The organism is Exiguobacterium sp. KRL4 (assembly GCF_001870785.1).
Taxonomy (GTDB): domain Bacteria; phylum Bacillota; class Bacilli; order Exiguobacteriales; family Exiguobacteriaceae; genus Exiguobacterium_A.
Genome location: NZ_MOLV01000016.1, coordinates 100,433 through 127,409, shown reverse-complemented (window position 1 = coordinate 127,409; position 26,977 = coordinate 100,433). Strand labels below are relative to the sequence as shown.

Genomic DNA, 26,977 nt, shown 5'->3' with positions numbered 1-26,977 from the left:
ATCAGCGAGAGAAGGATGGTGAAAGCTTCTCATGGAATCCGTCATTTCTTTACTCCCTCATAGCTCAGGCGGGGATAATCCGTTTGCGTGTCACGCCCGTTATCGCGTGTTCGAGCCGGTACATGGAAACATGTTCGGGAACGAGGGTGGTACCACGAGATTGAGACTCGTCCCTTTTTGAGGGATGGGTCTTTTTTATTTTAATTTGAGGGGGAAGCAGTCATGTCAAACATTGCTCTTACATTTCCAGATGGTGCAGTAAAAGAATTTGCAGCCGGAACAACAGCTGAAGAAGTCGCCGCTTCAATTAGTCCAGGATTACGGAAAAAAGCATTCGCTGCAAAACTGAACGGACAAGTGATCGACTACCGTCGTCCAATCGAAGAGGATGGTTCAATTGAACTCGTCATGCCGGACTCAGAAGAAGGACTGGACTTGATCCGTCACTCATCGGCACACTTGATGGCTCAAGCCATCAAACGTCTGTATCCGGATGAAACGATTCATCTTGGAATCGGACCGACGATTGAAAACGGTTTTTATTATGACATCGATATGGAGCGTCGTCTGACAGAAGAAGACCTTCCGGAAATCGAAAAGATGATGAACAAAATTGCTGGTGAAAACTTACCAATCGAGCGCGAAGTCGTTTCGCGTGACGAGGCACTTGCTGTTTATCAAGAATTAAACGATCCACTCAAAATTGAACTGATTGAATCGATTCCAGCCGATCAAGACTTAACATTTTACCGTCAAGGCGAGTTCTTTGATCTTTGCCGTGGACCACACGTACCGGCGACGGCTAAGTTACAAGTCTTCAAATTGATGAGTATCGCCGGTGCTTACTGGCGTGGCGATTCAAAAAACAAGATGCTCCAACGCATTTATGGGACAGCTTGGGCGAATAAAGACCAGTTGAAACAACACCTTCATTTTTTGGCAGAAGCAAAAGAACGGGATCATCGTAAACTCGGAAAAGAACTCGATTTGTTCTTTACGTCTCAAGACGTTGGTCAAGGTCTGCCGATGTGGTTACCAAAAGGGGCGGCAATCCGCCGGACGGTCGAGCGATATATCGTCGATAAAGAACTTGAACTCGGTTACGAGCATGTCTACACGCCGGTTCTCGGTTCCGTTGAATTGTATAAAACATCAGGACACTGGGATCATTACCAAGATGATATGTTCCCGAAAATGGAGATGGACAATGAGGAGCTGGTTCTTCGCCCGATGAACTGTCCGCACCATATGATGATTTATAAAAATGAACCGCGGTCGTACCGTGATTTACCGCTCCGTGTCGCAGAACTCGGCGGCATGCACCGGTATGAGATGTCGGGTGCATTAACAGGTCTCCAACGCGTTCGTTACATGGTGTTGAACGATGGGCATACGTTTGTACGTCCGGATCAGATGAAAGAGGAATTCAAAGCCATCGTCCATTTGATTCAAGAAGTCTATGCTGATTTTGGAATCACGGATTACAAGTTCCGTTTGTCATACCGTGATCCGGCTGACAAAGAAAAATACTTTGACAATGATGCGATTTGGGAAATGGCACAACGCGAGTTGAAAGAAACGATGGACGAGCTCGATCTGCCGTACTTCGAAGCAGAAGGAGAAGCGGCATTCTACGGACCGAAGCTTGACGTGCAAGTCCGGACGGCACTCGGTAAAGACGAAACATTGTCGACTGTTCAACTCGACTTCCTCTTGCCGGAACGGTTTGAATTGACATACAAAGGAAACGATGGACAAGATCATCGTCCTGTCGTCTTGCACCGCGGTGTCGTCTCAACGATGGAACGGTTCGTCGCTTACTTGATCGAAGAGTACAAAGGGGCCTTCCCGACGTGGCTCGCACCGGTTCAAGTCAAACTGATTCCGGTTTCAAGCGTGCACGAAGATTATGCACGTGAAATCAAAGCGATGCTCCTGAAAAAAGGGATTCGTGTCGAAACGGACTTCCGTGACGAAAAACTCGGCTACCGGATTCGCGAAGCACAAGTCAACAAAGTACCGGTCATGCTCGTTCTTGGTGACAAAGAAATCGAAGCGCGCGAAGTCAATATCCGCCGCTACGGTTCAAAAGACTCAAGCAATGCTTCACTCGAACAGTTTGTACTCGATTTAGAACAAGAAATCGCAAACCGTTCAAAATAATAGGTGAACTAAAAGAAAGAGGATGGCAAATTAGCCATTCTCTTTTTTTGTCGGCTACAGAGTTGATCTCCCGGTACCGATAACAGATGTAAGAGAGGAGTCGATAACATGAAAAAAGTACTGATTTTTGGAATTTGTCTGCTGCTCGCTTTTTTGTTTGTGCCGCATTCGGAACACGCCAAGAGTATGAAAAGTTACCGGATCACACCACAAACCGAGCCGATTGATCCCGTATTGCGAAGCTATTCAACGTACAATGCCAAAACAAAAAATCATTATACGTTACGATCCTACCTCGAAAGAATCGAGAAAGAGGGCGGCGGAACATTAGTTTTGTCAAAAGGCACCTATCTGTCCCCGTTACGTGTCGGAATTCCTTCAAATACGACCATCATCTTGGAGGACGGGGTTATCATCAAGAAAACGAATGAGACCGGCACATCAAAGATTCAGGCAACGACAAGTATTTTCGATTTCGTGCCACCTTCTGTTTTGCGGTTAAATACAACAGTCGGAAAATATGGCGGTTCAAAAAACATCAAGATCATCGGGCAAGGGAATGCTCAAATTGATTTGAATCATTTCCCACGCGGCTCGGCTTTTGCGATTGCACATAATGAAAACCTGTACCTCGGGGGAATCACGATTCGTCATCAATATGGATCACACGCGATTGAACTGGATGCGACGAAAACAGCACTCATCGAAAACATGTATTTCGTCGATGCGAAGATGCTGGCTGGAACAGGTCCAAATGAATCGATCAATCTGGATACGCCGGATCCGGTCACAAAAGGCTTTCAATGGAAATGGTCGGCACAAGACCGGACACCTAATCACGACATCACGATTCGAAACAACCGCTTCACTAACATCAATGTAGCCATCGGCACGCATCAATATTCACAAGATCGTCCGCATACCGCTGTCCGCATTCTGAACAATGTGATCGACGGTACGAAGGATCATGCGATTTCGATGATGAATTGGAGCCAGCCTGTTGTTCAATACAACACGATTCGAAACGTCCGTCGAGCGGATGGAAAAGCAATCGCTATTTTGGGGCGCGGGATAGTTGGCGGCAGCATCAAACAAAATCGACTGGAAAAGGCGGACCGGGCCATTCAATTTCAGCCACACGTCAATTATGGATTTAAGCCGCTTTACAATCGATTTACGGATAAAGAAAAATTGAGTTTTCGCCAGAACAAGGTGAATGAGGTGGCAGTTAATCAAGTCGTCTTGTTTTCCAAGTTAGGCACGTTTTCAGCGGAAACATCGGAACGATTTAATTTTGTTCCTTAAAAAAAGCCTATTCCACGAAGGAATAGGCTTTTTTATATGATAGTTATTTTTGCATTTGTTGCAAGAATGGTCGGATATCAACTTGCAAGGCTTCTGATAATTTTTTACCAAGTGATTCATCCGCTCGGTAGAAGTTGCAAATCGCAAGTAAAACTGTATTTTCATGGCGGACTTGTTTTAAGTCATCGATTAGGTTGTTGAGAAGAGCTGTTTGTTCTTCTTCTGATAAGCGACGGTAGACTTCACCCGCTTGTCCGAAGTTATTCGTTTTTTCGATTTCAAGACGACCGTGGATATCGTCATACAACGGCTGGTTTTCTTCCGTGTACTCAGGTGTTTGTTTTGGTTCATCCTGATAACGGTTCGGTTCATAGTTGACCGGACTTGTTTGTTGACCAACAGGCATCGCGCCATCACGCTGGTAATTGTTGACTTGTGCGAATGGACAGTTGATTGGCAACTGTTGATAGTTCGTTCCAATCCGGTAACGTTGTGTATCCGAGTAAGAGAAGAGACGTCCTTGAAGCAACTTATCTTCTGACGGCAACATACCTGGAATCAGAACACCCGGGTTAAAACCAACGGATTCTGTTTCAGCAAAGTAGTTGTCGACGTTTTTGTTTAAGACCATTGTTCCGACATGCTGGAACGGGATGACATCCTCGAACCAATCTTTTGTTGCATCGAGCGGATCAAAGTCGAAATTGTCTACATCGGCTGGGTCAAGAACTTGGACGAACAAATCCCACTCTGGGAACTCGCCGTCTTCAATGGCTTGGAACGTATCGTTTGAAGCATGATTGAAATCTTTTCCTTGAATCTCTGTCGCTTCGTCCGCAGAGAGGTTATGGACACCGACTTTTGGCACCCAACGTAATTTAACGTAAACCGTATTTCCGTGTGCATTGACCCATTTGAAGGCATGGACAGAAGAACCGCGCATTTTACGGTAGCTTGCCGGAATTCCCTCATCTGTAAAGAGGTGCATCAGCATGTTTGTTGATTCTGGGCGTAACGTCATGAAATCCCAATAACGATCCGGATCTTGAATGTTTGTCCGTGGATCTGGTTTTAAAGAATGAACCATATCCGGGAACTTCATCGCATCACGAATGAAGAAGACCGGTAAGTTATTGCCGACGAAATCCCAGTTTCCTTCTTCTGTATAGAACTTGACGGAGAAACCACGTGGGTCACGTAACGTCTCTGGAGAATGTGTACCATGGATGACGGTTGAAAAACGGGCGAATACCGGTACCTCAGTACCTTCGTTCTGAAGAAATGCGGCTTTCGTATATTTTTTCATCGAGTTTTTGACAGTGAATACACCGTGTGCTCCAAAACCGCGGGCATGAACGACGCGCTCTGGAACTCGTTCCCGGTCAAAATGCGCCATCTTTTCAATTAATTGATAGTCTTCGAGTAATGTAGGACCACGACGACCTGCTGTCCGTGAGTTCTGATTGTCACCAATCGGGACACCTTGATTCGTAGTTAATCGTTTTTCGCTCATGTTAATAATTCCCCCTTATGTATAAGATTACATTGATTATAAAACAAGAATCATTCTAAATAAAGAATAATGCTCTTTTAATTCTGAAAACTTAAATCAGACCTTTTGTAATTACCCCCGAGGATAAGCTTAGAAACTTCTTGCTAAACGGGAGAAGGATTGCTATTATAATCAAGTATGTGAGCAACGTTCTATCGGAACAGATAAAGCGGCTTGACATCGAGGGAAAACAAGTGCTATGATAGCAAAGTGAAATGACAACAAAGCAGAAGCATCCCGCTTCTCACCACGTATAGCAAACTATGCTGGTCCATCATGATGATATGCGATGATAGAGTGTTCTCTGATTATTGTATAGGTTATGAGTGTGGGCGGGAAAAACTGCCGACGCTTTTTTTATAGCGTTTTATATCATTCATTTTTCGTGCTCTGCACGATGGAGGTGCTAACCATTAGCAAAGATCTGTTAATCAATGAAGGCATTCGCGCTCGAGAAGTTCGTCTTATCGGAGCGGATGGTGCACAACTTGGAGTCCAGTCGCGTACTGAAGCGTTACGTCTTGCTGAGGAAGCTGACCTTGACCTCGTCATGGTCGCGCCACAAGCGACGCCGCCTGTATGTAAAATCATGGACTACGGTAAATACCGTTTTGAGTTGCAAAAAAAGGACAAAGAAACTCGGAAGAATCAGAAAGTGGTTCAGATGAAAGAAGTCCGTCTCAGCCCGACAATCGAGGAGAATGACTTCCAAACGAAATTCCGTAATGCGAAGAAGTTCTTAGAGAATGGGAACAAAGTGAAAGCGAGTATTCGTTTCCGCGGACGTGCCATCACTCACTCGGAAATCGGTAGACGTGTCCTCGAACGTCTCGCTACAGAATTAAGCGAGTTCGGTGTCATTGAACAGAGACCGAAGATGGAAGGACGCAGCATGTTCTTAGTGCTTGCTCCAAAGAAAGAAGACTAATCGAATCGAAGTAGGAGGGAATCTCTCATGCCTAAAATGAAATCGCACCGCGGTGCTTCTAAGCGTTTCAAACGTACTGCTTCAGGTAAATTGAAACGTGGTCGTGCTTACACAAGCCACTTATTCGGTAACAAATCAACTAAAGCGAAACGTAAATTACGTAAATCTAGCATGGTATCATCGGGTGACTTCAAACGTATCCGTCACATGATCGCTAAGTAATTTACCCAATCGTACACAGATTTAGGAGGGAATTTATATGCCACGCGTAAAAGGCGGATATACGACTCGTCAACGTCGTAAAAAACAACTCAAATTAGCTAAGGGCTATTACGGCTCGAAACATACACTCTTCAAGGTTGCAAAACAGCAGGTCATGAAATCTCTCATGTATGCTTACCGTGACCGTCGTCAAAAGAAACGTGACTTCCGTCGCCTCTGGATCACTCGGATCAATGCGGCTGCACGTATCAACGGTCTTTCTTACAGCCGCATGATGCATGGTCTCAAACTTGCAGGTATCGACGTTAACCGTAAGATGCTTGCTGACCTCGCAGTTACAGATGCAACTGCATTTGCTTCACTTGCTGATACAGCAAAAGCAAAATTGAACGCTTAAGTTCTAAAATTCGTCGGGGAATTTAATTCTCCGACGAATTTTTTGGATTCATGGTAAAATGAAAAAGCACATTTTCACAGACTTAGGTAATTTTTTAAGATTAAAAGGAGAATTAAGATGGACTGGTTGACACTTTTTGAAATGCAGGAACAATTGGATAAACGGATTCAGTCAGAACATAATTTGACGGGAAATCAATTTGATGAACGTTTGCTGGCGTTATTAGTGGAGCTTGGTGAGCTTGCGAATGAGACGCGTTGTTTTAAATTCTGGTCGACAAAAGGACCATCGGCTCAAGTCACGATTCTCGAAGAATACGTGGACGGTGTCCATTTTCTACTTTCGTTAGGACTTTCGTTAGAGTATCGGAAAAACGAATTTGTTGAAGGGGACTACTATCTGACGGCAACGGATGCGTTCTTGGATGTCTACAATAAAACAAATGTATTTGCGATTTCACGAACGGAACAAAGTTATGATGTTTTAATTGGTGCGTATTTAGCATTAGGTGCTACACTTGGTTTTACACAAGAAATGATTTTCAAAGCTTATGTCGCAAAAAACGAGGCGAATCACGTTCGCCAAGACAACGGTTACTGAGGAGGAAATCAGATGAATGAACAATTACATATGCTGAAACGTCTTACGGACGCAACAGGTGTTCCTGGAAATGAGAAAGAAGTACGCCAATTAATGCGCGAATATCTCGAACCGCATGCAGCAGTCTTTCATCAAGATGGATTAGGGAGTTTGTTTGCTGAACATCAAGGAGCGGGAGAAGATGCACCGCGGATTCTGATTGCCGGGCATATGGACGAAGTCGGATTCATGGTCACGAAGATTGATGAGAAAGGATTTCTTCGCTTCCAGCCACTCGGCGGATGGTGGGGACAAGTTCTTCTCGCACAGCGTATGAATATTGTCACGTCATCTGGTGAAGTCATCCCAGGTGTGATCGGTGCGAAACCACCTCATGTTTTACCACCGGAAGCGCGCAATAAACCAGTTGATATCAAAGAGATGTTCATTGATATCGGTGCCACTTCAAAAGAGGAAGTGGAAGGTTGGGGAGTTCGACCAGGAGATACGGTTGTCCCACATTGCGAATTTACTGTGATGAAAAATGAGAACTTTTTAATGGCGAAAGCGTGGGATAACCGCGTAGGTTGTGCGATTGCCATCGAAGCCATCAAACGCTTAAAAGAAGAGGGCCATCCGAATACGATTTTCGCAGGTGCCACTGTTCAAGAAGAAGTTGGATTACGTGGTGCGCAAACGATCGCGAATCTGATTCGTCCGACGATTGCCTTTGCGGTCGATACGGGGATTCCAGGAGATACACCAGGCATGACAGACCGTGAAGCCTTATCTAAATTAGGTGAGGGTGTTCAAGTCATCATGTTTGACGCCACGATGATCGCACATCGTGGATTAATTGATTTTGTCACAACTGTCGCTAAAGAAGAAAACATTAAATATCAATTGGATCTGACACCGGGTGGTGGAACAGATGCAGCGAAATTCCACCTGTCTCATACAGGCGTACCTTCGCTTGCCTTAACTGTTCCGATCCGTTATCTGCATACAAACGTTTCGATCATGCATAAAGCGGACTTCGAAGCGGCCGTCGACTTAATCGTCGCGGTCACAAAACGTCTAGACGCAGAGACAGTCCAAGCGATTTACGAGGGGTAAACCATGAAACATATTTCTTCCGCAAAAAATGAGATCGTTAAACAATGGAAAAAACTTTTAACTAAAAAAGGACGTCTGCAATCTAAACGTTTTCTGATTGAAGGAGAACATCTAGTTGAAGAAGCAGTTCGTGCCGGCATCATCAAGGAATTGATTGTCCGTGACGATGTTCAAGTACCGGGTTCTTGGAAAAAGAATGCGGCTGATTTGATCACAATCGACGAGTCCGTTGCTAAAGTATTATCGGAGACAGAAACGACGCAAGGGATTTTCGCAGTTTGTGAAATGAAGGAGCAGACAGAACGGTTAGAGCGTGGACGGTATCTGTTACTCGATCGTCTTCAAGATCCGGGTAATGTCGGAACGATGATCCGAACGGCCGATGCGGCTGGATTTGACGGTGTCATCATTGGACACGGCACAGTGGATGTCTATAACAGTAAAGTGTTGCGCGCAACACAAGGTTCGATTTTCCACCTGCCAGTCATCATGATGTCACTAGAAGATGCGATTCAAGATTTACATGAACTAGGTGTCTTTATTCTTGGGACGGCACTACGTGATGCGCAACCTTATACAGACGTTGAAAATCTTGGGGCGATCGGTTTGATTATCGGTAATGAAGCGCAAGGTGTTGCGCCTGAGCTGCTTGATCAATGTGATGGACGAGCTTACATCCCGATTCGCGGGAAAGCAGAATCGTTGAATGCAGCCGTCGCTGCCGGGATTTTACTGTATCATTTTGCTCCGGCTGATTGAATCAGACACGCGTTCATGCTAAAGTAAATGACATCAGAACAATTACCTAGACGTTGATGGAACAGAGTAGGTTAGGAAACGATTCGATTAGGGAGAAGAAGCCCTGGACTGAAAGCTTCTTTACGAATCCGCTGACTGAATTCACTCCGGAGTCGCACGAGAGATCGTGACGGGATGCGCCCGTTATTGCGCTACTTGAGGACTTGATGGATTCAAGTCAAACAAGGGTGGTACCACGATGTAATGAAATCGTCCCTTCGGCAAATTGTCGGAGGGACGATTTTTTATTTGATGAAAAGGAGTGACGAGCATGCGGGAACAATTAGAGGCACTTCGTGACGAAGCGCTACAACTCGTAGATCAGGCAAGTACACAAAAAGAATTAAATGATGTTCGTATCAAGTATCTCGGTAAAAAAGGTCCCATCACGGAAGTGCTTCGTGGGATGGGGAAATTGTCAGCAGAAGAACGTCCTGTCGTCGGAGAAATCGCAAACGCTGTTCGAGGTATGATTCAAACACAACTGGAACAACGTCTAGTCGATGTCAAACAACAAGAAATGAACGCAAAATTAGCGCTTGAAGCAATCGATGTGACGCTTCCTGGGCGTTCGAAACAAGTAGGGCAAGCCCATTTGCTCCAACAAGTCACGGATGAAATTGAAGACATTTTTGTTGGACTCGGTTATACGATCGCAGAAGGTCCGGAAGTTGAACAAGACTTGTTCAACTTCGAGATGTTGAACCTTCCAAAAGATCATCCGGCGCGCGATATGCAGGATTCGTTTTATATCACGGACGAGATTTTGATGCGGACACATACATCTCCTGTTCAGGCTCGGACGATGCTCGCTTCCAAGGGAGAGCCGATTCGGATTCTTTGTCCGGGTAAAGTCTATCGCCGTGATGAAGATGATGCGACGCATTCCCACCAATTCATGCAAGTCGAAGGTCTAGTCGTTGGTGAAGAGATCTCGATGGCAGATTTAAAGGGAACGCTCGAAGCATTCGTGAAACAAATGTTTGGCGAAGCGCGCGAAATCCGGTTACGTCCAAGCTTTTTCCCGTTCACGGAACCATCGGTCGAAGTGGATGTCTCGTGTTTCAAGTGTAGTGGAAAAGGGTGCAACATTTGTAAACAAACCGGTTGGATTGAAATTTTAGGAGCCGGTATGGTTCATCCACACGTACTGGAAATGGCGGAATACGACAGTACGAAAATGTCTGGATTTGCCTTTGGGATGGGGATTGAACGAATCGCCATGTTGAAATATGGTGTTGATGATATTCGCCACTTCTATACGAATGACGTTCGCTTCAGCGAACAGTTTTAAGGGGGAAAACAGATGTTAGTCTCAAAACAATGGTTACAGGAATTCGTCGATGTCCGTCAAAAAACGGGTGAAGAATTAGCTGATTTGATCACGAAAAGTGGAATCGAAGTCGAAGGTGTCGAAGTCCGCGACGCGGAGTTAAGTAATATCGTCGTAGGACACGTCTTGACGAAAGAAAAACATCCGGAAGCGGATAAACTCAATGTCACGACCGTCGATATCGGACAAGAAGAACCCGTTCAAATCGTTTGTGGTGCACCCAACGTTGATGTCGGGCAAAACGTCATCGTCGCGCGCGTCGGGGCACGCCTTCCCGGTATTAAGATAAAACGGGCTAAATTACGAGGAGTCGTCTCCGAAGGAATGATTTGTTCGCTTGAAGAGCTTGGATTTGAGAAAAAATATATCCGTGAGGACGAACAAGACGGGATTCATACCTTCCGTGAAAAAGTCGAACCCGGTCAAGACGTCTTAGCGTTACTCGGACTACATGATGAAGTATTGGAACTTGGACTCACACCAAACCGTTCGGATTGTCTCAGTATGTACGGTGTCGCCCACGAAGTCGCAGGTATCTTGAATACAAGTCCTGTTTTCCCTACCGTCGCAGTGTCGGAAGGATCAGAAAGTACGAACCTTCGTGTTCGACTGGATTCAGAGGAATGTTCGTTTTATGCGGCGCGTGAAATTCGTGATATTACGATCGGTGAATCCCCGTTGTGGTTAAAAAATCGTCTGATCGCCAACGGAATCCGGCCAATCAACAATGTCGTCGATACCACGAACTTTGTTTTACTAGAAACGGGGCAGCCGTTACACGCTTTTGATGCGAAGAAACTAGGAAATCAAATCGTCGTTCGTCAAGCAACATCAGGCGAAGTGTTCCAGACGCTGGATGAAGTAGAACGAACACTGGACCCCTCGATGCTCGTCATCACGGATGGCGAACGTCCGGTAGCGCTCGCCGGTGTCATGGGTGGAGCGAATACGGAAGTGGATCCGACGACGACGTCCATCGTTCTCGAATCAGCTTATTTCGCTCCGACACCTGTGCGCAAGACGAGTCGGGTGCTTGGGCTTCGCTCTGATTCAAGCTCACGTTTTGAAAAAGGTGTTGATCCACGACGCGTCGTGCTTGCACTGGACCGGGCAGCAATGTTGATTGCGGAACTCGCCGGAGGAACAATTTTATCCGGAACCGTCCAAGCAGGAACGTTACAACTCGACGATCATCTCATCGAAGCGAGCGTCTCGTACATCAACCATCGTCTCGGAATGGAAATCGAAGGAACGGTCATGAAGGAATTGTTAGAACGTCTTGGACTAGGTGTCGAGTTGTCAGCAGATGCGTTGACGGTTAGTGTTCCGACACGTCGTCAAGATTTAATGATTCCGGCTGATTTAGCGGAAGAGGTCGCACGTCTTTATGGTTATGATGCGTTGACATCGAGCTTGCCGCAAGAAGCAAGTCGTGGTTTCTTACCGAAACGGAATCAACACCGTCGTCACATTCGTCGGTTGTTGCAGGGCGCAGGGCTCTCGCAAGCAATCACGTATTCATTGACGAGTGAACAACGGGCGATGCAATTCAACGAACAACACGATTTGCATCCCGTAAAATTGGCGATGCCGATCAGTGAAGCCCGTTCGACGCTTCGGACATCCCTGATTCCGGGATTACTGGAAGTCGCACAACATAATGTCGCACGTCAGCATGCCGATCTTGCGTATTATGAACTGGGCAGCGTTTATCTCCAACGTGATGCCTCCCTTGAGACGTTACCGCTTGAACAAGAAGTAGTCGCGGGAATCATGGTCGGCGTGGCCGAGCAACATCGTGTCTATGGTACATTCGTCAAAACGGATTTCTTCGTCATGAAAGGGATCGTCGAGACGTTAGCTGAGGCCCTTGACGTGTCATTGACGTATGAAGCGGTAGTGATGCCATCCATGCATCCGGGTCGGACGGCGCGGATCTTCCTAGGCGGCGAGGCGATTGGTTTTGTTGGGCAGGTTCATCCTGGATTATCAAAAGAAGAATATGGACTAAAAGAAGTGTATGTCTTCGAACTTGATGCGATGTTATTGCATTCTAAAGACCCGCTTGTCTATCAAGAAATCTCTCGTTTCCCATCGATGACGCGTGACGTTGCGATTGTTCTGCCACGTTCAGTGACAGCGAGTGAAGTGAAGAATGTCATTACGCAAGCGGCGGGACCACTTTTGCAACAGGTGGAGTTGTTTGATGTCTATACAGGCGACAACGTCGGAGCAGATCAAAAGTCGTTTGCCTTTTCTCTACGTTATCAAAATAAAGAACGAACACTTGTGGATGAGGAAGTCACGGAAGCACACGAGCATGTCGTAACGGCTTTAACAAAAGCGTTCGGCGCAGAACTTCGTGCGTAACAGGTAAATAGAATCAAATTAGTTAAAACGAGGATGACATCATTGTCATTCTCGTTTTTTTGTGTTTAGACAGTTTCTTCGCTCAAGATACAGTCGAACTACAGCTAGACTACAGGTGCGTTTCATAAGATGAATTTAGAAGGTTAAAGGAGGAACACGGAAAATGAATTTTTTGAAGCGGGCAGGGAAAAGTATTGTAGCGCGAAAGGGTAAAACGATGATCATGTTGATTATTCTGACGGTGATTGGATCACTCGTACTATCGGGATTTGCGATTCAAAATGCTGCGAAATCGGCGGGGGAAGAGGCAAGGAAAGAACTCGGAGCAACCGTAACACTTCAAGTCGACCGTCAAAAACAAATGCAAGAACGACAAGCATCTGGGGAGCGTGGAAGACCAGAACAAGTCGCAATCGACATGACGGATGTCGAAGCAATCGAACAATTAGACGAAGTGAAATCCGTCAACTATCTATCACAAGCGACGGCGACGTCAAGTGGTATCGATCCGATCGAGAGCGAATCGGCAAACTCGGGTGGTGGACGAGGTGGTGAGATGCCGGAAGGAATGACGACACCCGACTTTTCATTAAATGGTGTGACGAATATGGAATTACTTAATACGTATACGAACGGGACATTAAAAATCGTGGATGGAGAAGCATTGACTGCTGACGCTAAAAACAACAGTGTTGTCATCGACGAGAATCTAGCGACAGAAAATGACCTCGCAGTTGGAGATACGTTTAAGCTGACATCGACCACGACCGAGAAGTCAGAAATATTGACGATCATCGGGCTATCCGCATCAACGGAAGCGACTTCTGATGCGAATTTCAGGGCGGCAGGATTCTTGGACCCGATGAATCAAATGTACGTTACAAACGATACACTCGCAAACTTTTCGACCGAAGAGGGAACAGTTAGTGTGTCAAGTGTCGTCTATTCTTTGAAGGATCCATCTGAAATCGGAGCATTCAAAAAAGAAGCAATGGCAGTTTCATCACTAGACTGGGATACATTCACACTTGATGCGAATGATGCAGCCTATCAAAAAATGGTCGGACCGATCGAACAAGTTGCATCGTTCTCGAAATCAGTCGTCTATCTCGTCAGTATCGCAGGAGGTCTGATTCTAGCACTCTTGATTTTATTATCTGTTCGGGAACGTCGGAAAGAGATGGGAATCTTACTTGCAATGGGTGAAAAGCGTTCGAAACTGATGGGACAATTATTAGTTGAAACGTTTGCAATTGCGGTGATTGCTTTCATCGTCACGTATGCGACAGGGGGGATGACCTCACAATTCATGACGGATCAACTCTTAAACCGTGAGGTGACGGAAGCCGCTAGTTCTGTTACGACGCAGACTGGTTTTGGTGGTTCAGGCGGGCGCGGACAACAAGTGCTTGATAGCATTCCACCAATTACGGAGATGACGACGAAAATTGATTGGACGACCTTGATTCAAGTCATCGAAATCGGCAGTCTGATTGTCTTTTTATCAGTCTTACTGCCATCGCTTGCTTTACTACGAATGAATCCAAAAGAAATTCTATTACGGGAGGATTAAACGCATGACGACTTTAGAAATGACGAACGTCTCTTATGCCTATACATCGGCTGGGAAACAACAACGAATCTTGAACGAGGTTTCGATGCAATTCGAGGCAGGGCGGTTTTATGCGATTCTCGGAGAATCAGGTTCCGGAAAAACGACGGCACTTAGTTTGTTGAGTGGATTGGACTCACCAACGGAAGGACAAATTCAATATGAAGGGCGCGACATCCGTAAGATCGGACTGACAACGTATCGTTCACGCCATGCGGCGACGGTCTTTCAATCGTTTAATTTATTGACGTATATGAATGCATTAGATAATGTGATCGTCGCGCTCGACTTGAGCGGACAACGTATAAAGGGGAAAAAGAAACGAGCCATCGAAATACTTGGACAGGTTGGAATCGATGAAGCCCATGCGAAGAAAAATGTCTTACAGTTGAGTGGTGGTCAACAGCAACGAGTTGCAATCGCACGAGCCCTTGCGACGGAAGCACCAATCATTCTCGCAGACGAGCCGACCGGGGCACTTGATGAAAAAACAGCGATGGATATCATTCGTCTGTTTCAACAACTTGCGCATGATGCCAACCGATGCATCATTACGGTGACGCACTCAGCTGAAGTCGCCCGTGCTGCCGATCATATCATTGAATTAAAGAAACAACGTTTTGTTGAGAGAAAACGTATTGTTGAAGGACAAGCTACTCCTGCTCGTTGAGACTAACGAGTGGGCTAAGATATAACTTGGTTTTCCACAGATCTTGTTTGTCATACACTGACGCTTTTCCTTTAGGCGTCGAGTGAAGCGCATGACGTCGTTTCGAGAACTCAAAGAAGGGATTGTACATCATGTGAGATGGCAACCCCTTTTTTCTTGTTGTGCTTGACTTTATGACGCAATGCTTTGGTCGGTCGGTATCGGCGAAGAACGATGGAAATAGCCGTATAAAAGTCCACTGCTCACGACAACGAGGCTACACATCAAAAACATATTTGAGTACCCTACCTTTGCAGAAATGCCTGACAATAGAAAGGCACCGATTCCGAAGCCACTATCGTAGGCGAGAAAAAATGTTGAAATCGCTTTTCCTTTTTGTTCGGGTGCAGCATACGTCAACATGACGGTTTGTAGCCCCGGGAAGATCGAAGCAGAACCGACACCGATGATGAGGGCAGCAAGCAATAAACCAGGAAGGGTCGGGAAGAGACCAAGTACTAAAAATCCAGTGGCGTATAGTCCGTAAGACGGAACTAGCACCGAGGCATGTCCTTTTCGATCAAACCGTTTACCAGCAAAAGGTCGAATGGCAACCATACCGAGGGCGGCGAGACCATAGAAGTAAGAGGCATAGGTGACATGATGCATCGTATCCGCATAAAGGGAAATGAAGGCGGACGTACTTGAAATTGCGATTCCAGCAAGGACAGTGGCAAGTAGCAAGACAGGACTTGCCAAGAAAAGCGATTGTCGTAAACGAAACGGTGAAGAAGTCGTAAGGTGATTGCTTGTTAAGGGTAACCGTATCATCAAGAGGAATGAACAAATCGCAAGTGAGGCAATCGTGACGAAATACCAGACGAGTGCATCGTGTGCAATCAACGTCAATCCGATGACAGGGCCGAGAACGGAGGCGAGATTCATCGAAAGAACAAAGTAACCCAGCCCTTCACCTTGGCGAGGTTTTGGAATCAATGTTGTCACACTCAAGCTCAGTGAAGAAGAAATCATTCCGAAACTAAAACCATGTAAGACACGAATGATGAGTAACAGGCTGAATGACTCAAATGGTAAGACGATGAGATACAAACAACTGATAAATGTAAACAGGCTAGCAGATAGTAGTAACATCCGTTTAAGTTCATAACGATCGAGCCAATGTCCGATTAATGGACGTGAACAGACCGTCGCTAAGATGAATGCCGTCACGACCCAACCGAGCGAACTTCGAGAGACGTCGAATTGTTTTGCGGCGAGTAAGGGCAAGGAAGCATTCAGGAGATAAAAGGTGATGAACAATAGTAGATTGACGAGGAGTGTCGTCAAGTAGTGACGATGGAATAAGCGATTCAAGACAACTCCTCCTGTTCGACGGGGCGATGGATTGTGAGCAGACGAGTCATTAAGATTTCTAAAGTCGATTGTTCTTCGATTGATAGCTCGGCGAGAAACGTTTGATGAGCTTCCTGGACCGCTCCGTCAATTGTATCGAACGAATCGCGTGCTTGTGGTGTTAATTCAACAAGGCGGTGGCGTCCGGCGGATTGCCGCGAGACGAAGCCTAACTCCTCTAAGTGGGCGACCGTTTTCGTGACGGCTGGTTTTTCGATGACTAAGTATTTCGAGAGCGTGATTTGTGAAACTGGCTCGAGTAAAGATACTGCTTTTAACAAGGCCCATTGACCGGTGTGTAAAGAATGCTGAGACAGTGTGAGGTCGATGTCCCGTTTGACGAGCCGAGCGACTTTTGAAAGTTGACCAAGTATATCTTCTTGTTGGGATGACATCAAAAAAACTCCTTTAAGTTAACTAGTTAACTTAAAGGAGTATAGCGAAAAAAGAGGTTGCCTGGCAAGCAGGAAATTCAAGAAAGTGACTTAAATCGTGCTGTAAATTGAACTTGATCGACATTCCCTGTTAGCATAGCATCGAGATCTAACCGTTCCGTGATTTGATGCACTAAGTAGAGACCAAGACCACTCCCACCGTGAATACGGTTTCGTGATTGTTCAGCACGGGCAAGGGGATGGAACCAGGCGGCAGTATCACTCGAATCGTGGATGGTTGGAGCATTCGTAATCGTTAACGTCACGTCATCCTGTGTATCCATTATTTCGATTTGAATCATGCCACCAGGGGATGTATACGAAATCGCGTTCATCAACAGGTTGTGGAGGGCGCGTTCTAACAGGTGGCGATCTGTTTTGACAGTTCGTTCTTCATCTGGGAGCGTGACGTGCAAGTTACTGTCATGAATGAGTTGATCGAATTGATGAAGTTGCTGTTTGATTAATGTGAGTAGATTTGTTTCCTCAAGTTGTAATTCCATTTGTTCAACACGCGCGACTTCGAGTAGTTCAGCAATGAGCCGCTCCATGTTTTCGATGACCTGACCGGCACGCTCCAAATAGTGATCGCGGTCGCGATATACGCCGAGGTTCAAGAGCATCCCTTCAATCTGACCTTTGACGATAGTGACAGGTGTTTTTAGTTCGTGCGAGATGGCGAGAAATAACTGCCGCCGTTCGGTATCGCGTTGCCGATCTTTTTCTGCTTCTAAACGAAGTTGCTCATTTGAAGCGTGTAAGGAATCCATCGTCACCTCGAGTTTAGTTGCAAGTTGATTGATGTTTCGGGATAAATCACCTAACTCATCCGTCGATGTATGGTATGTCCGGACTGAAAAGTTTAAGTTCGCTAGTTCTTCCGTCGCTTGATTGATGGAGAGCAGAGGACGGGAGATGGTCCGCGAATAGAGATAGGCTGCGAGTCCTGCTAGCAAAAGTAAGGGGAAGACGATGTAAGGGGCGAGCTTTAAGATGACAGCTTTGACCTCGTTAATCGGTTGAATCATTTGGTCGACATCGAGCGTAACTGTTTGATCCGTTAAATGAAGCGGGATTGACGCTTGAATCATACCTTCAGGTGAATTATTGACCGTCCTGCGAACCGGTCCGCGACCAAAACCTGGTGCATATAATAGTTGGTCATCTTCTGTCCATAAGGAAAAACGAATGCCTTTGACAGTCAACTGGTCGAGCAGAGGGAGGAGATTCTCGCTCGAGAGTTGTTTGCTATCTTGCTCAATCGACTCAATCGTCGAATGAAATTGGTCTTCCCGATAACTTTGATAATAGGATGGCAACGTCGCATATAGAAAACCGACCGTCGAGAGGACGGCGACGATGAGTAAGCTCATCGTCAAAAAAAATAATTTTCCGGTAATTCTTTGACGCTTAACTAGTCGTTTCAAGTTTGTAGCCGACTCCTTTCACCGTTTGAATGTAAGGGAGATTGATTTTTTTACGTAAGTTTTTGATATGGGTATCCAAAAAACGTGTATCGCCTAAAGCATCGAATCCCCAAAGTTGCTGAATCAATTGTTCACGTTCGAGGACACGGCCCGGGTGTTCGAGCAATAAATGAAGGATTTGAAATTCCTTAAGCGTCAATATAATCGGATTTCCTGAAATTAAAACGTTATAGCTCGAAGGAAAAAGGGTAATCTCTCGAAAAGAGAGGTACTCTTCTTCATTCGATTGTATCCGTCGAATAATGGCTTCGATTCGTCTTAGTAATATCCGGAGCGAAAACGGTTTGGCGATATAATCGTCGATTCCGAGGTCAAACCCTTTCACTTGATTCTCCTCATCTTGCAAGGCAGTCAAGAAAATGATTGGTGTTTGAGATTGTTTTCGAATGTTCCGCGCGACTTCGAACCCGTCAAAGAACGGCATCATGATATCTAAAATGATTAAATCGAATGAACCAGATCGGTACAATTGTAAAGCTTCCATTCCATTCGTCGCACTCGAAACTTGATAACCACTTGATTCTAGTAATTCCGTTAACAATTCGCGAATGTCAAATTCATCTTCCGCGATTAATATATGTGTCATGCATTTCACCTCACATTTAGTTGTAGCACACTTATCTGAAGTTTAACTGAAGATGAATGAAAGAATATCCGGACAATGATCGTATGAGGTACACGCTAAGCGAATCTTGAAACATAGAAGGGAAGCGAACATCATGAATCGTCATCACAAACCACTATCAGCATTACTAGCGCTTTTCAGCTTACAGATGGAAAGTAATCCAATAATTACAAGTATCGAAACAGACTCACGGAAAGTGACGTCAGGTAGTCTGTTCATTTGTGTTCGAGGGTATACCGTCGATGGTCATCGCTATGCAAGGGAAGCAGAAGATAAGGGAGCCGCGGCTATCTTAGCGGAAGAGCCGTTAGACGGATTGACTATCCCCGTTATCTTGATAGAAGATACGAAAACAGCTGCCGGCAAAGTAGCAGATTTCTTTTACGATCATCCGAGTCAGAAAATGCGCGTCTATGGCATTACGGGGACGAACGGAAAAACGACGACAACGCAACTCGCCTACGACCTATTTCGTGCTGCGGGACGACGAACAGGAATGATCAGTACGGTTGGTGCATTGATTGATGGTCAGCGCATCGAGACTCCGAATACGACACCGGAAGCCGTCATTTTACACCGATTACTTTATGAGATGGTCGATCAAGGAGTAACAGATTGCATGCTAGAAGTATCTTCCCATGCGTTAGTCGAAGGGCGAGTCGAAGGCGTATCGTTTTACGCCGCAGCCTTTACGAACCTTTCACACGATCATTTAGATTATCATGAATCAATGGCAGACTATGCAGAAGCGAAAGCATTATTGTTTCAGAAAGTCGCGACAGATGCTGGAAAAGGACTTGTTCTGAATGAAGAGGACCCGGCAAGTCACGTCATGCAACGAGCGGGTGGGGATGTACCAATCGTCTGGTATTCGACAGACATCACTTCGAAAGCATCGATCGTAATCGAATGGCAAGAAGAGACCGTTAACGTCCGGATTGACGGAACGACTACCGAGGTACCAATCTCCTTATTAGGTAGTTTTAATGCAGCGAATTTAGCAGCTGCGATTGGGTTGATGAAGACGGGTGAGGTCAACATGTACCAACTGATTCGACACATTCCGGAACTTCGTTTACCTAAAGGAAGACTCGAGCGGATTCCGTTCGAAGGGTGTGAAATTTATATCGACTATGCCCATACGCCGGATGGGCTTGAAAAATGCTTAAAGGCCTTGTCTGTTCCGGGTGAACCGTTATATGTCGTGTTGAGTGCAGCAGGAGAACGGGATCGTTCGAAACGAAGTATCATGGGACGAATTGCGAGTCAGTACTGCGAGGGTATCATCGTGACAGTCCATGATACGAGACGAGAGGAACCACAACAAATCATTAAAGAGTTGATTAAAGAAATTCCACCACGAAAAATCATTACGTGTCATGAAACACGGAAAGAAGCGTTGCAGATTGCAGCTAAAATCGCCTTGGCCGGAAAACGGGTTGTCATCGTCGGAAAAGGGCATGAACGGTTCGAACGGATCGGAATGGAAGATGTCCCGTTTGATGAAACGAAAATTTTAATCGAAGCTTTAAAGCGTTTGTCCGGACAAGAGTCAGCGATGTGAAAAAACCGACCAATCCTACTTAGGATCATGGTCGGTTTCGTTTCTCGGCTAACGTCAGGGCCTTTTTCGTATTGGCAAAATGAAATTTCGTCCAATCTTGTAAACGTGTTGGTCCATACCGTAATAGCAGTGAAGCAGCCACTTGATCGACTTTGGCGCCGGCTCCCTTTGGAATCTCGGTCCCTGCTTGTTGGCTCAATTGATCCATTTCTTTAAGAAATATGGCACGCGCTAAAATGGAGGCGGCAGCGACAGCGACATGCAATCCTTCGGCTTTTGTCGAGAAATAGACATTCTCTGTCACTTGTTTCGCTTCTCCAGACAAGTGCTTATAGTAGATGTTTTTTTCAGCGAATTGATCAATTAAAATCGCTTGCGGAGGAGATGTTAATTTCTCTAGAAGTCCGTTAAGCGCGGCATTGTGCAGCAAGGCTGTCATTTTTCCTTGCGTCATCGTTCGTTGCATCCGATTGTAATCGGGATTATGCAGAATACGATACTCATAAGGAATGACAGCATGAAGGTCGCGGGCAATCTTTCGAATCTCCGGATCTGAGACGTTTTTCGAGTCACGCACTCCGAGTTCACGCACAAGATCGATCTTTTCGTGCTCAACATACGCGGCGACGACTACTAACGGACCAAAAAAATCGCCTTTGCCGACTTCATCACTCCCGACGACGGACCAGTCCGAAAACCCTTCGGGTAAGGATGCGCTGGTTGTCGTGCTTGCCTTTTTAGCGACAGGAGAACCGTAACGGGCGGCAATGGATTCTGCTTCTTGTCCTTGAAACATGACTTTGCCGGAATTATAGACTGTCAGGATACAACCTGATGTCCGGGCAGCAAATCGTGCATACGGAGGGGGCGGAATATGTTGACCTTCAAAATCTGAAATAACTGCTTCTTGTTTTTCTTTTGTTAACTTTAATACGACCGTTCCCATACGATGATCACCCTTTCGAAATAAGCATACCATCCTTAAGACGGATGGTGGACTTCTTTTCCTATTTCAAAAATGATGGTACTATATGAAAGAAGCAAAGTGTGAGGAGGACAGAAAAATGGCTGATTCAGAAGGGTTGAACCGGACGACGATTCATATCGCAGGAAATGATTATACGATTGTCGGAACGGAGTCGCCTGAACACGTACGTGAAGTGGGTCTCCTCGTGGATACGAAAATTCGTGAAATCAGAGACCAAGCACCACAACTCGATGTTCGTCAAATTGCTGTTTTAGCAGCTCTCAATATTGGTAGTGATTATGTGAAAATCAAAAAGAATTTGGGTGAAATTTAAACATGATTTCTTTTGTAATCTTATTGTTTTTGGCGTTAGGGACGATGACAGGTGTCCGTCGAGGTGTAATCTTACAAGCGGGTCATCTATTGAGTTTGATCATTTCCTTTATCATTGCCTTATCGTTTTACGATGAATTGGCCGAAAAATTTAAACTGTGGATTCCATATCCATCGACACTCGATGATGCCGGAATCGATTTGACGATGTTTTCCATTCCAAGTTCGACTGGATTAGATGAAGTCTTTTATAAAGCCTTTTGGTTCATCGTCTTATTTTTCGTTACGAAAATCGTGTTGTCGATCATTTTATCGATGTTTGATTCATTGACGAACATTCCAATCCTCAAGCAGTTAAAAGGATTGTTAGGTGGTGTATTTGGATTCATCGAGATGTATATCTTCATCTTCTTGATTTTGTTCTTGGCAGCCTTTGCACCGGTTCAATCGATTCAAGACGCCATTGCCAATTCAAGCTTAGCCTCGTTCATGATTCAGCATACACCGTTACTCGCGGAATGGTTGATGGACAAAGTCGGTTTGACAAAATAACGTGCTCCCGTTTCCTGGGAGCTTTTTTTGAGGGGAGAATTGAACATGCGAACGACACAAGATGCGATTCGACATTTAGAACGAATTTCCGTATATCTCGAAGTAAAAGGAGAAAACCCGTTTAAAATCAATGCTTTTCGAAAGGCGGCTAGTTTACTAGAAGCAGCAGAGGTCGACTTCATGGAGATTGAAGATTTCACGGCGATGAAGGGAATCGGGAAAGGAACGGCGACGGTCCTTGAAGAATTCCGGACTACCGGAACGAGCACAGCCTTGACGGAACTGGAACAACAAGTTCCGGAAGGTTTGATTGCCTTACTCAAAATCCCGGGTCTCGGAGGGAAGAAGTTAGCGAAGTTACATGAAGTGGGTGTGATCGATGCGGATTCCTTCGCTGAGAAACTAGCGGATGGTACAGTGGAAGCAATGCCAGGCTTCGGGAAAAAGACCGTTGAAAAATACAGTAAGGCGCTTGAAACGTTTGAGACACGACCAGAACGCTTACCGTACGGTGTGATGCGAAAAAGTGTAGCCGAGCTTGAACGGACATTAGCAGAGATGGCATACATCATCCGTTTTGAAGTCGGTGGCAGTTTCCGGCGGGCAGAAGAAACCTGTAAGGATCTTGATTTCATCATCTCAACGGATCATCCGAAAGAAGTGAAGGAACAGTTACTGGAACTGGAACACATTGATGAAATCATTGCTGCCGGAGACACGAAGGTGTCGATTGTCCTCAAACGGGACGACGCCTATATCGCTGTTGATTTTCGACTGGTCGATGATTTAGCGTTTGCCTCGACCTTACATCATTTCACAGGATCAAAAGATCATAATGTCCGGATGCGGCAACTCGCGAAAGAACGTGGGGAAAGCATTTCAGAGTATGGTGTCGAGACAAAAGAAGGTCTTTTCCAGCCGAAGACGGAAGAAGAATTATTTGCCCGCTATGACTTACCGTTCATCCCACCGGAACTTCGGGCTGGACGACTAGAATTCGAGGCGGATTTAAGCACGTTGATTCAAGAAACGGATATCCATGCGGATGTCCACATGCATACGACATGGTCTGACGGCACGTTGTCCGTTGAGGAACTCGTCGATGCCTGTGCGGCGCGGGGTTATTCTTGGATGGCAATCACCGATCACAGTAAATATATGAAGTTTGTGAATGGATTGACGGAAGAACGCCTCCGGAAACAACGGATTGAGATTGAAGCGGCGCGTAAGAAACATCCGGATATGACGATTTTATGCGGCGTCGAGATGGATATTTTACCGGACGGCTCACTTGATTACGAAGATACGTTTTTACAAGAGATGGACTATGTCATTGCCTCGATTCATTCCAAGTTTGATCAGACAGAAGAAGAAATCATGCAACGGCTTGAAAATGCCTGCCGTAATCCGTATGTCTCCTTGATTGCTCATCCGACAGGTCGTATCATCGGACGGCGTGAAGGATATGCCGTCAACGTCGATCGACTTGTCGAACTAGCAGCTGAGACGGGAACAGCGCTTGAAATGAATGCGAATCCGGCACGATTTGATTTAACGGCATCGTCTTTAGTGAAAGCGAAGGCGGCGGGCGTCAAAATTATGATCAATACCGATACGCATAAACCAGAAATGTTAGAAGATATGAAACTTGGGGTTCTACATGCACGTAAAGCATATTTGGAACCGTCAGATGTCATCAATACGTGGACAGCAGAAGAAGCCCGTGCGTTCTTTGAGCGAAAACGTCAAGGAGTGAAGTGAAAATGAATGCCAATGCACTACGTGTATTAGAATACGATAAATTAAAAGAATTAATTGTCAAACAGACGGCAAGTTCTCTTGGGGCACAATTCGTACGGAAGATGGAGCCGGCAGAAGACTTCGAACAAGTGAAGTCGTTATTAGCCTTGACGACAGAAGCGACGACCGTTTATCGATTACGTGATCGGTATCCGTTTGGTGGGCTGACGGATGTTCGCAGTGAAGTGAAGCGGGCTGAAATCGGTTCTGTGTTATCAACGAGCGAACTGCTTGCCGTCGCGGATGTCGTCTATTCGGGTCGACAAGTCAAAGCCTTTCAGGAACGACTGCATGAAGACCATCCCGATCTCCGATTACCAGCCCTCGATAGTCGGATCGATCAGATTACGAAACTCGTCGAAATCGAGCAGGGAATCCGTCATGCGATTGACGATCAAGGAACGGTCCAGGATTCAGCGAGCGATAAGCTACGCGCTTTACGGAGCCAGTTACGCTCACTCGAAGGACAAGTCCGCTCGAAAATTGATGGGGTATTACGCAGCAAGTCGAAGATGTTATCCGATGCGATCGTCACGATGCGAAATGACCGATACTGTGTACCTGTAAAACAGGAATACCGGCAAGCTTTTGGCGGAATCGTTCATGATCAATCGGCATCTGGCGCCACCCTGTTCATCGAACCGCAAGCTGTCGTTGCCGCCAACAATGAAATACAAGAAGCACGTCTCAAAGAACGGGCCGAAATCGAACGGATTTTAGCACAACTATCGGCACTCGTCGGATCGGTTGGCGATTCGTTGCGGATTAACGTCGATGTCTTGGCAGAACTGGATTTCATCATGGCGAAAGCATTGTACGGACATACGATCCGTGCCGTCGAACCACGATTAAACGAAAATCGGCATGTCGTGTTAAAAGAAGCGCGCCATCCGTTCATTCCAGATGATGAAGTCGTTCCGATCACGGTTTCCCTAGGTGGGGAATTTACGTCGCTCGTCATTACCGGACCGAACACGGGAGGGAAAACCGTCAGCCTGAAGACGATTGGTTTACTTCAATTGATGGTCCAATCTGGATTATATGTTCCGGCAGCAGATGAGACGGAACTCAGTGTCTTTGACGCTATTTATGCGGATATCGGGGACGAACAATCGATTGAACAGAATCTTTCGACGTTTAGTTCGCATATGACGAACATCGTCTCGATGATGGGGAAAATTGATTTCATGAGTCTGGTCTTGTTTGATGAGCTGGGTGCAGGAACGGATCCGACAGAAGGAGCCGCGCTTGCGATTGCGATTTTGGATGAAGTCAAACGGCGTGGCGCGCGTGTAGCTGCGACGACCCATTATTCTGAACTGAAAGCATATGGCTATAACCGAGAAGGTGTCGTCAATGCCTCGATGGAGTTTGATGTGGAATCACTTAGTCCGACCTATCGTTTGCTGATTGGTGTTCCAGGTCGCTCGAACGCTTTTGAAATCTCGAAACGACTCGGTTTAGATGACCGGGTCATCGAAGCGGCACGTGGTCAAGTCGGAAGTGAGGCCCAATCGGTCGAAACGATGATTGGTCGACTGGAAGAAGCCAAACAACGAGCAGAGACACTGGAGCGGGAGTTACTTCAGGAACAAAAACGGTTAGTTCAGGAACGAGAAGAATTCGAACGGGAACAAGCAGAAATTCATCAAGAGAAAAACGAGATTTTAGCAAAGGCCGAAGACAAAGCGGCTCGAGCTGTCGAACGGGCTCAAAAAGAAGCAGAAGCCGTCATCAAACGCTTAAAAGAGTTGCGGGATGCGGGTGCTGTGAAGGAACACGAGCTGATTGAAGCACGTAAACAGCTGGAACAAGCGAAACCTTCCTTGCAAGATCAACGAATCGCAAAAGTGAAGGCAGCATCGAATCAAGCACCTGTTTTTGCAAAAGGCGAAGAAGTGAAAGTCACGACGTTTAATCAAAAAGGCTATATCATCAATCAAAACTCAAACGGTGAGTATACGGTCCAAGTCGGCATCATGAAGGTGAACGTCAAACCAAGTGATCTCGCAAAAATCGGCGAAGTGAAATCGGCTTCGAAAATAAAAAAACGATCCGGGGGCACAAGTGTAACTAAACAATCAGCCGCATCGGCCGAACTGGATTTACGAGGTGTTCGTGTAGAGGAGGGGCTCGCGAAGCTAGACCGCTTCATGGACCAAGCATTACTGTCGAACTATGAACAGATTCGTGTCATTCATGGACTAGGGACAGGCGCGATGCGTCAAGGAGTTCAGGAGTATCTGCGTGGAAACCGTCATGTGAAGACACATCGTTTAGGTGGTCAAGGTGAAGGTGGACACGGTGTCACAATCATCGAATTGAAATGAGGCGCGTCAGGTGAATATTTTTGAAAACGTCTATGTCTACACGACAGCTTTATATTCGGTCGCCGGACTACTCATTATCATGGGACTGGCACTTTTTGAGTTGACAACGCGGTACCGAAACTGGGAACATATCAAGAGTGGAAACATTGCTGTTGCCTTGGCGACAGGTGGGAAAATCATTGGTCTTGCGAACATCGTTCATTTTGCTGTCCAAAGTGAACAACGAGTCGGAGCGATTTTCTTAGAGAGTGCGTTTGGATTTCTACTGCTGATTTCGACGTACTGGATTTTCGAATTTCTGACACCGAATCTGCCGGTCGACCGGGAAATCGAAAAAGGAAATATCGCTGTCGGAATCATTTCCTGTTCGTTATCGATTGGGATGTCTTATGTGATTGGTTCAGCGTTAGTGGGGTGAGCACGTGTTAGAACGATTAGCAAAAATCAT

24 protein-coding genes are annotated in these 26,977 nt (G+C 45.9%); 18 read left to right on the top strand and 6 right to left on the bottom strand.

Annotation, left to right across the window (positions count from 1 at the left end):
* Positions 1–222: 222 nt before the first annotated feature.
* Together thrS and BLD48_RS10930 are read left to right on the top strand one after the other, a co-directional pair.
* Positions 223–2,163: a threonine--tRNA ligase gene (gene thrS, locus BLD48_RS10935; protein WP_071500232.1), complete on the top strand. Its 1,941-nt coding sequence runs from the start codon at positions 223–225 to the stop codon at positions 2,161–2,163.
* Positions 2,164–2,271: 108 nt separating this feature from the next.
* Positions 2,272–3,468 carry a glycoside hydrolase family protein gene (locus tag BLD48_RS10930; protein WP_071500231.1) on the top strand — a complete coding sequence of 399 codons (1,197 nt, stop codon included), beginning with the start codon at positions 2,272–2,274 and terminating at the stop codon, positions 3,466–3,468.
* 43 nt (positions 3,469–3,511) lie between these two features.
* Here BLD48_RS10930 and BLD48_RS10925 read toward each other — a convergent pair whose 3' ends face one another.
* The gene (locus BLD48_RS10925) at positions 3,512–4,981 is read right to left on the bottom strand and encodes a catalase (RefSeq protein WP_071500230.1); all 1,470 of its coding nucleotides are present in this window, start codon (positions 4,979–4,981) and stop codon (positions 3,512–3,514) included.
* Between the two features lie 436 nt (positions 4,982–5,417).
* Between BLD48_RS10925 and infC the strand changes: the two genes are divergently transcribed.
* From infC to BLD48_RS10875, 10 genes are all read left to right on the top strand, one after another.
* On the top strand, positions 5,418–5,948 hold the full coding sequence (infC, locus tag BLD48_RS10920; protein WP_026829989.1) for a translation initiation factor IF-3: 531 nt from the start codon (positions 5,418–5,420) through the stop codon (positions 5,946–5,948).
* A 27-nt stretch (positions 5,949–5,975) separates the two neighbouring features.
* Complete coding sequence (gene rpmI, locus BLD48_RS10915; protein WP_026829988.1) at positions 5,976–6,170, top strand: 50S ribosomal protein L35; 195 nt, start codon at positions 5,976–5,978, stop codon at positions 6,168–6,170.
* 37 nt (positions 6,171–6,207) lie between these two features.
* A complete protein-coding gene (gene rplT, locus BLD48_RS10910) occupies positions 6,208–6,567 on the top strand; it encodes a 50S ribosomal protein L20 (protein ID WP_012371057.1) in 360 nt (119 codons plus the stop codon).
* A 117-nt stretch (positions 6,568–6,684) separates the two neighbouring features.
* A complete protein-coding gene (locus BLD48_RS10905) occupies positions 6,685–7,167 on the top strand; it encodes a dUTP diphosphatase (protein WP_071500229.1) in 483 nt (160 codons plus the stop codon).
* Between the two features lie 12 nt (positions 7,168–7,179).
* Positions 7,180–8,262 (top strand): M42 family metallopeptidase, encoded by a 1,083-nt coding sequence (locus BLD48_RS10900; RefSeq protein WP_071500228.1) that lies wholly within the window; start codon positions 7,180–7,182, stop codon positions 8,260–8,262.
* A 3-nt stretch (positions 8,263–8,265) separates the two neighbouring features.
* Positions 8,266–9,021: a TrmH family RNA methyltransferase gene (locus BLD48_RS10895; protein WP_014970972.1), complete on the top strand. Its 756-nt coding sequence runs from the start codon at positions 8,266–8,268 to the stop codon at positions 9,019–9,021.
* Positions 9,022–9,331: 310 nt separating this feature from the next.
* Positions 9,332–10,354, top strand: a complete 1,023-nt coding sequence (gene pheS / locus BLD48_RS10890; RefSeq protein WP_071500227.1) for a phenylalanine--tRNA ligase subunit alpha — start codon at positions 9,332–9,334, stop codon at positions 10,352–10,354.
* A gap of 12 nt (positions 10,355–10,366) precedes the next feature.
* Positions 10,367–12,763: a phenylalanine--tRNA ligase subunit beta gene (gene pheT / locus BLD48_RS10885; RefSeq protein WP_071500226.1), complete on the top strand. Its 2,397-nt coding sequence runs from the start codon at positions 10,367–10,369 to the stop codon at positions 12,761–12,763.
* Positions 12,764–12,926: 163 nt separating this feature from the next.
* Positions 12,927–14,336 carry an ABC transporter permease gene (locus BLD48_RS10880; protein WP_071500225.1) on the top strand — a complete coding sequence of 470 codons (1,410 nt, stop codon included), beginning with the start codon at positions 12,927–12,929 and terminating at the stop codon, positions 14,334–14,336.
* Between the two features lie 4 nt (positions 14,337–14,340).
* Positions 14,341–15,045 (top strand): ABC transporter ATP-binding protein, encoded by a 705-nt coding sequence (locus BLD48_RS10875; RefSeq protein WP_071500224.1) that lies wholly within the window; start codon positions 14,341–14,343, stop codon positions 15,043–15,045.
* 171 nt (positions 15,046–15,216) lie between these two features.
* On the opposite strand, the gene BLD48_RS10870 is transcribed toward BLD48_RS10875, so the two are convergent.
* From BLD48_RS10870 to BLD48_RS10855, 4 genes are all read right to left on the bottom strand, one after another.
* Positions 15,217–16,398, bottom strand: coding sequence for an MFS transporter (locus tag BLD48_RS10870; protein WP_071500223.1), 1,182 nt, complete (start codon positions 16,396–16,398; stop codon positions 15,217–15,219).
* Positions 16,395–16,832: a MarR family winged helix-turn-helix transcriptional regulator gene (locus BLD48_RS10865; protein ID WP_071500222.1), complete on the bottom strand. Its 438-nt coding sequence runs from the start codon at positions 16,830–16,832 to the stop codon at positions 16,395–16,397. Before BLD48_RS10865 ends, BLD48_RS10870 begins: the two co-directional genes overlap by 4 nt.
* 77 nt (positions 16,833–16,909) lie before the next feature.
* Positions 16,910–18,244, bottom strand: coding sequence for a HAMP domain-containing sensor histidine kinase (locus BLD48_RS10860; RefSeq protein WP_236630001.1), 1,335 nt, complete (start codon positions 18,242–18,244; stop codon positions 16,910–16,912).
* A gap of 37 nt (positions 18,245–18,281) precedes the next feature.
* On the bottom strand, positions 18,282–18,944 hold the full coding sequence (locus tag BLD48_RS10855; RefSeq protein WP_071500220.1) for a response regulator transcription factor: 663 nt from the start codon (positions 18,942–18,944) through the stop codon (positions 18,282–18,284).
* 133 nt (positions 18,945–19,077) lie between these two features.
* Between BLD48_RS10855 and BLD48_RS10850 the strand changes: the two genes are divergently transcribed.
* Positions 19,078–20,547 (top strand): UDP-N-acetylmuramoyl-L-alanyl-D-glutamate--2,6-diaminopimelate ligase, encoded by a 1,470-nt coding sequence (locus BLD48_RS10850; RefSeq protein ID WP_071500219.1) that lies wholly within the window; start codon positions 19,078–19,080, stop codon positions 20,545–20,547.
* Positions 20,548–20,572: 25 nt separating this feature from the next.
* On the opposite strand, the gene rnhC is transcribed toward BLD48_RS10850, so the two are convergent.
* A complete protein-coding gene (gene rnhC, locus BLD48_RS10845; protein WP_071500218.1) occupies positions 20,573–21,493 on the bottom strand; it encodes a ribonuclease HIII in 921 nt (306 codons plus the stop codon).
* A gap of 118 nt (positions 21,494–21,611) precedes the next feature.
* On the opposite strand from rnhC, the gene zapA reads away from it, so the two are divergent.
* The 5 genes from zapA to BLD48_RS10820 are packed head-to-tail and all read left to right on the top strand — an operon-like array spanning position 21,612 to position 26,947.
* Positions 21,612–21,848, top strand: a complete 237-nt coding sequence (gene zapA / locus BLD48_RS10840; RefSeq protein ID WP_026829982.1) for a cell division protein ZapA — start codon at positions 21,612–21,614, stop codon at positions 21,846–21,848.
* 2 nt (positions 21,849–21,850) lie between these two features.
* Positions 21,851–22,399, top strand: a complete 549-nt coding sequence (locus tag BLD48_RS10835) for a CvpA family protein (RefSeq protein WP_071500217.1) — start codon at positions 21,851–21,853, stop codon at positions 22,397–22,399.
* Between the two features lie 45 nt (positions 22,400–22,444).
* Positions 22,445–24,160 (top strand): DNA polymerase/3'-5' exonuclease PolX, encoded by a 1,716-nt coding sequence (polX, locus tag BLD48_RS10830; RefSeq protein ID WP_071500216.1) that lies wholly within the window; start codon positions 22,445–22,447, stop codon positions 24,158–24,160.
* A gap of 2 nt (positions 24,161–24,162) precedes the next feature.
* A complete protein-coding gene (locus tag BLD48_RS10825; protein ID WP_071500215.1) occupies positions 24,163–26,529 on the top strand; it encodes an endonuclease MutS2 in 2,367 nt (788 codons plus the stop codon).
* A 10-nt stretch (positions 26,530–26,539) separates the two neighbouring features.
* Positions 26,540–26,947 (top strand): DUF350 domain-containing protein, encoded by a 408-nt coding sequence (locus BLD48_RS10820; RefSeq protein ID WP_012371039.1) that lies wholly within the window; start codon positions 26,540–26,542, stop codon positions 26,945–26,947.
* Positions 26,948–26,977: the final 30 nt, after the last annotated feature.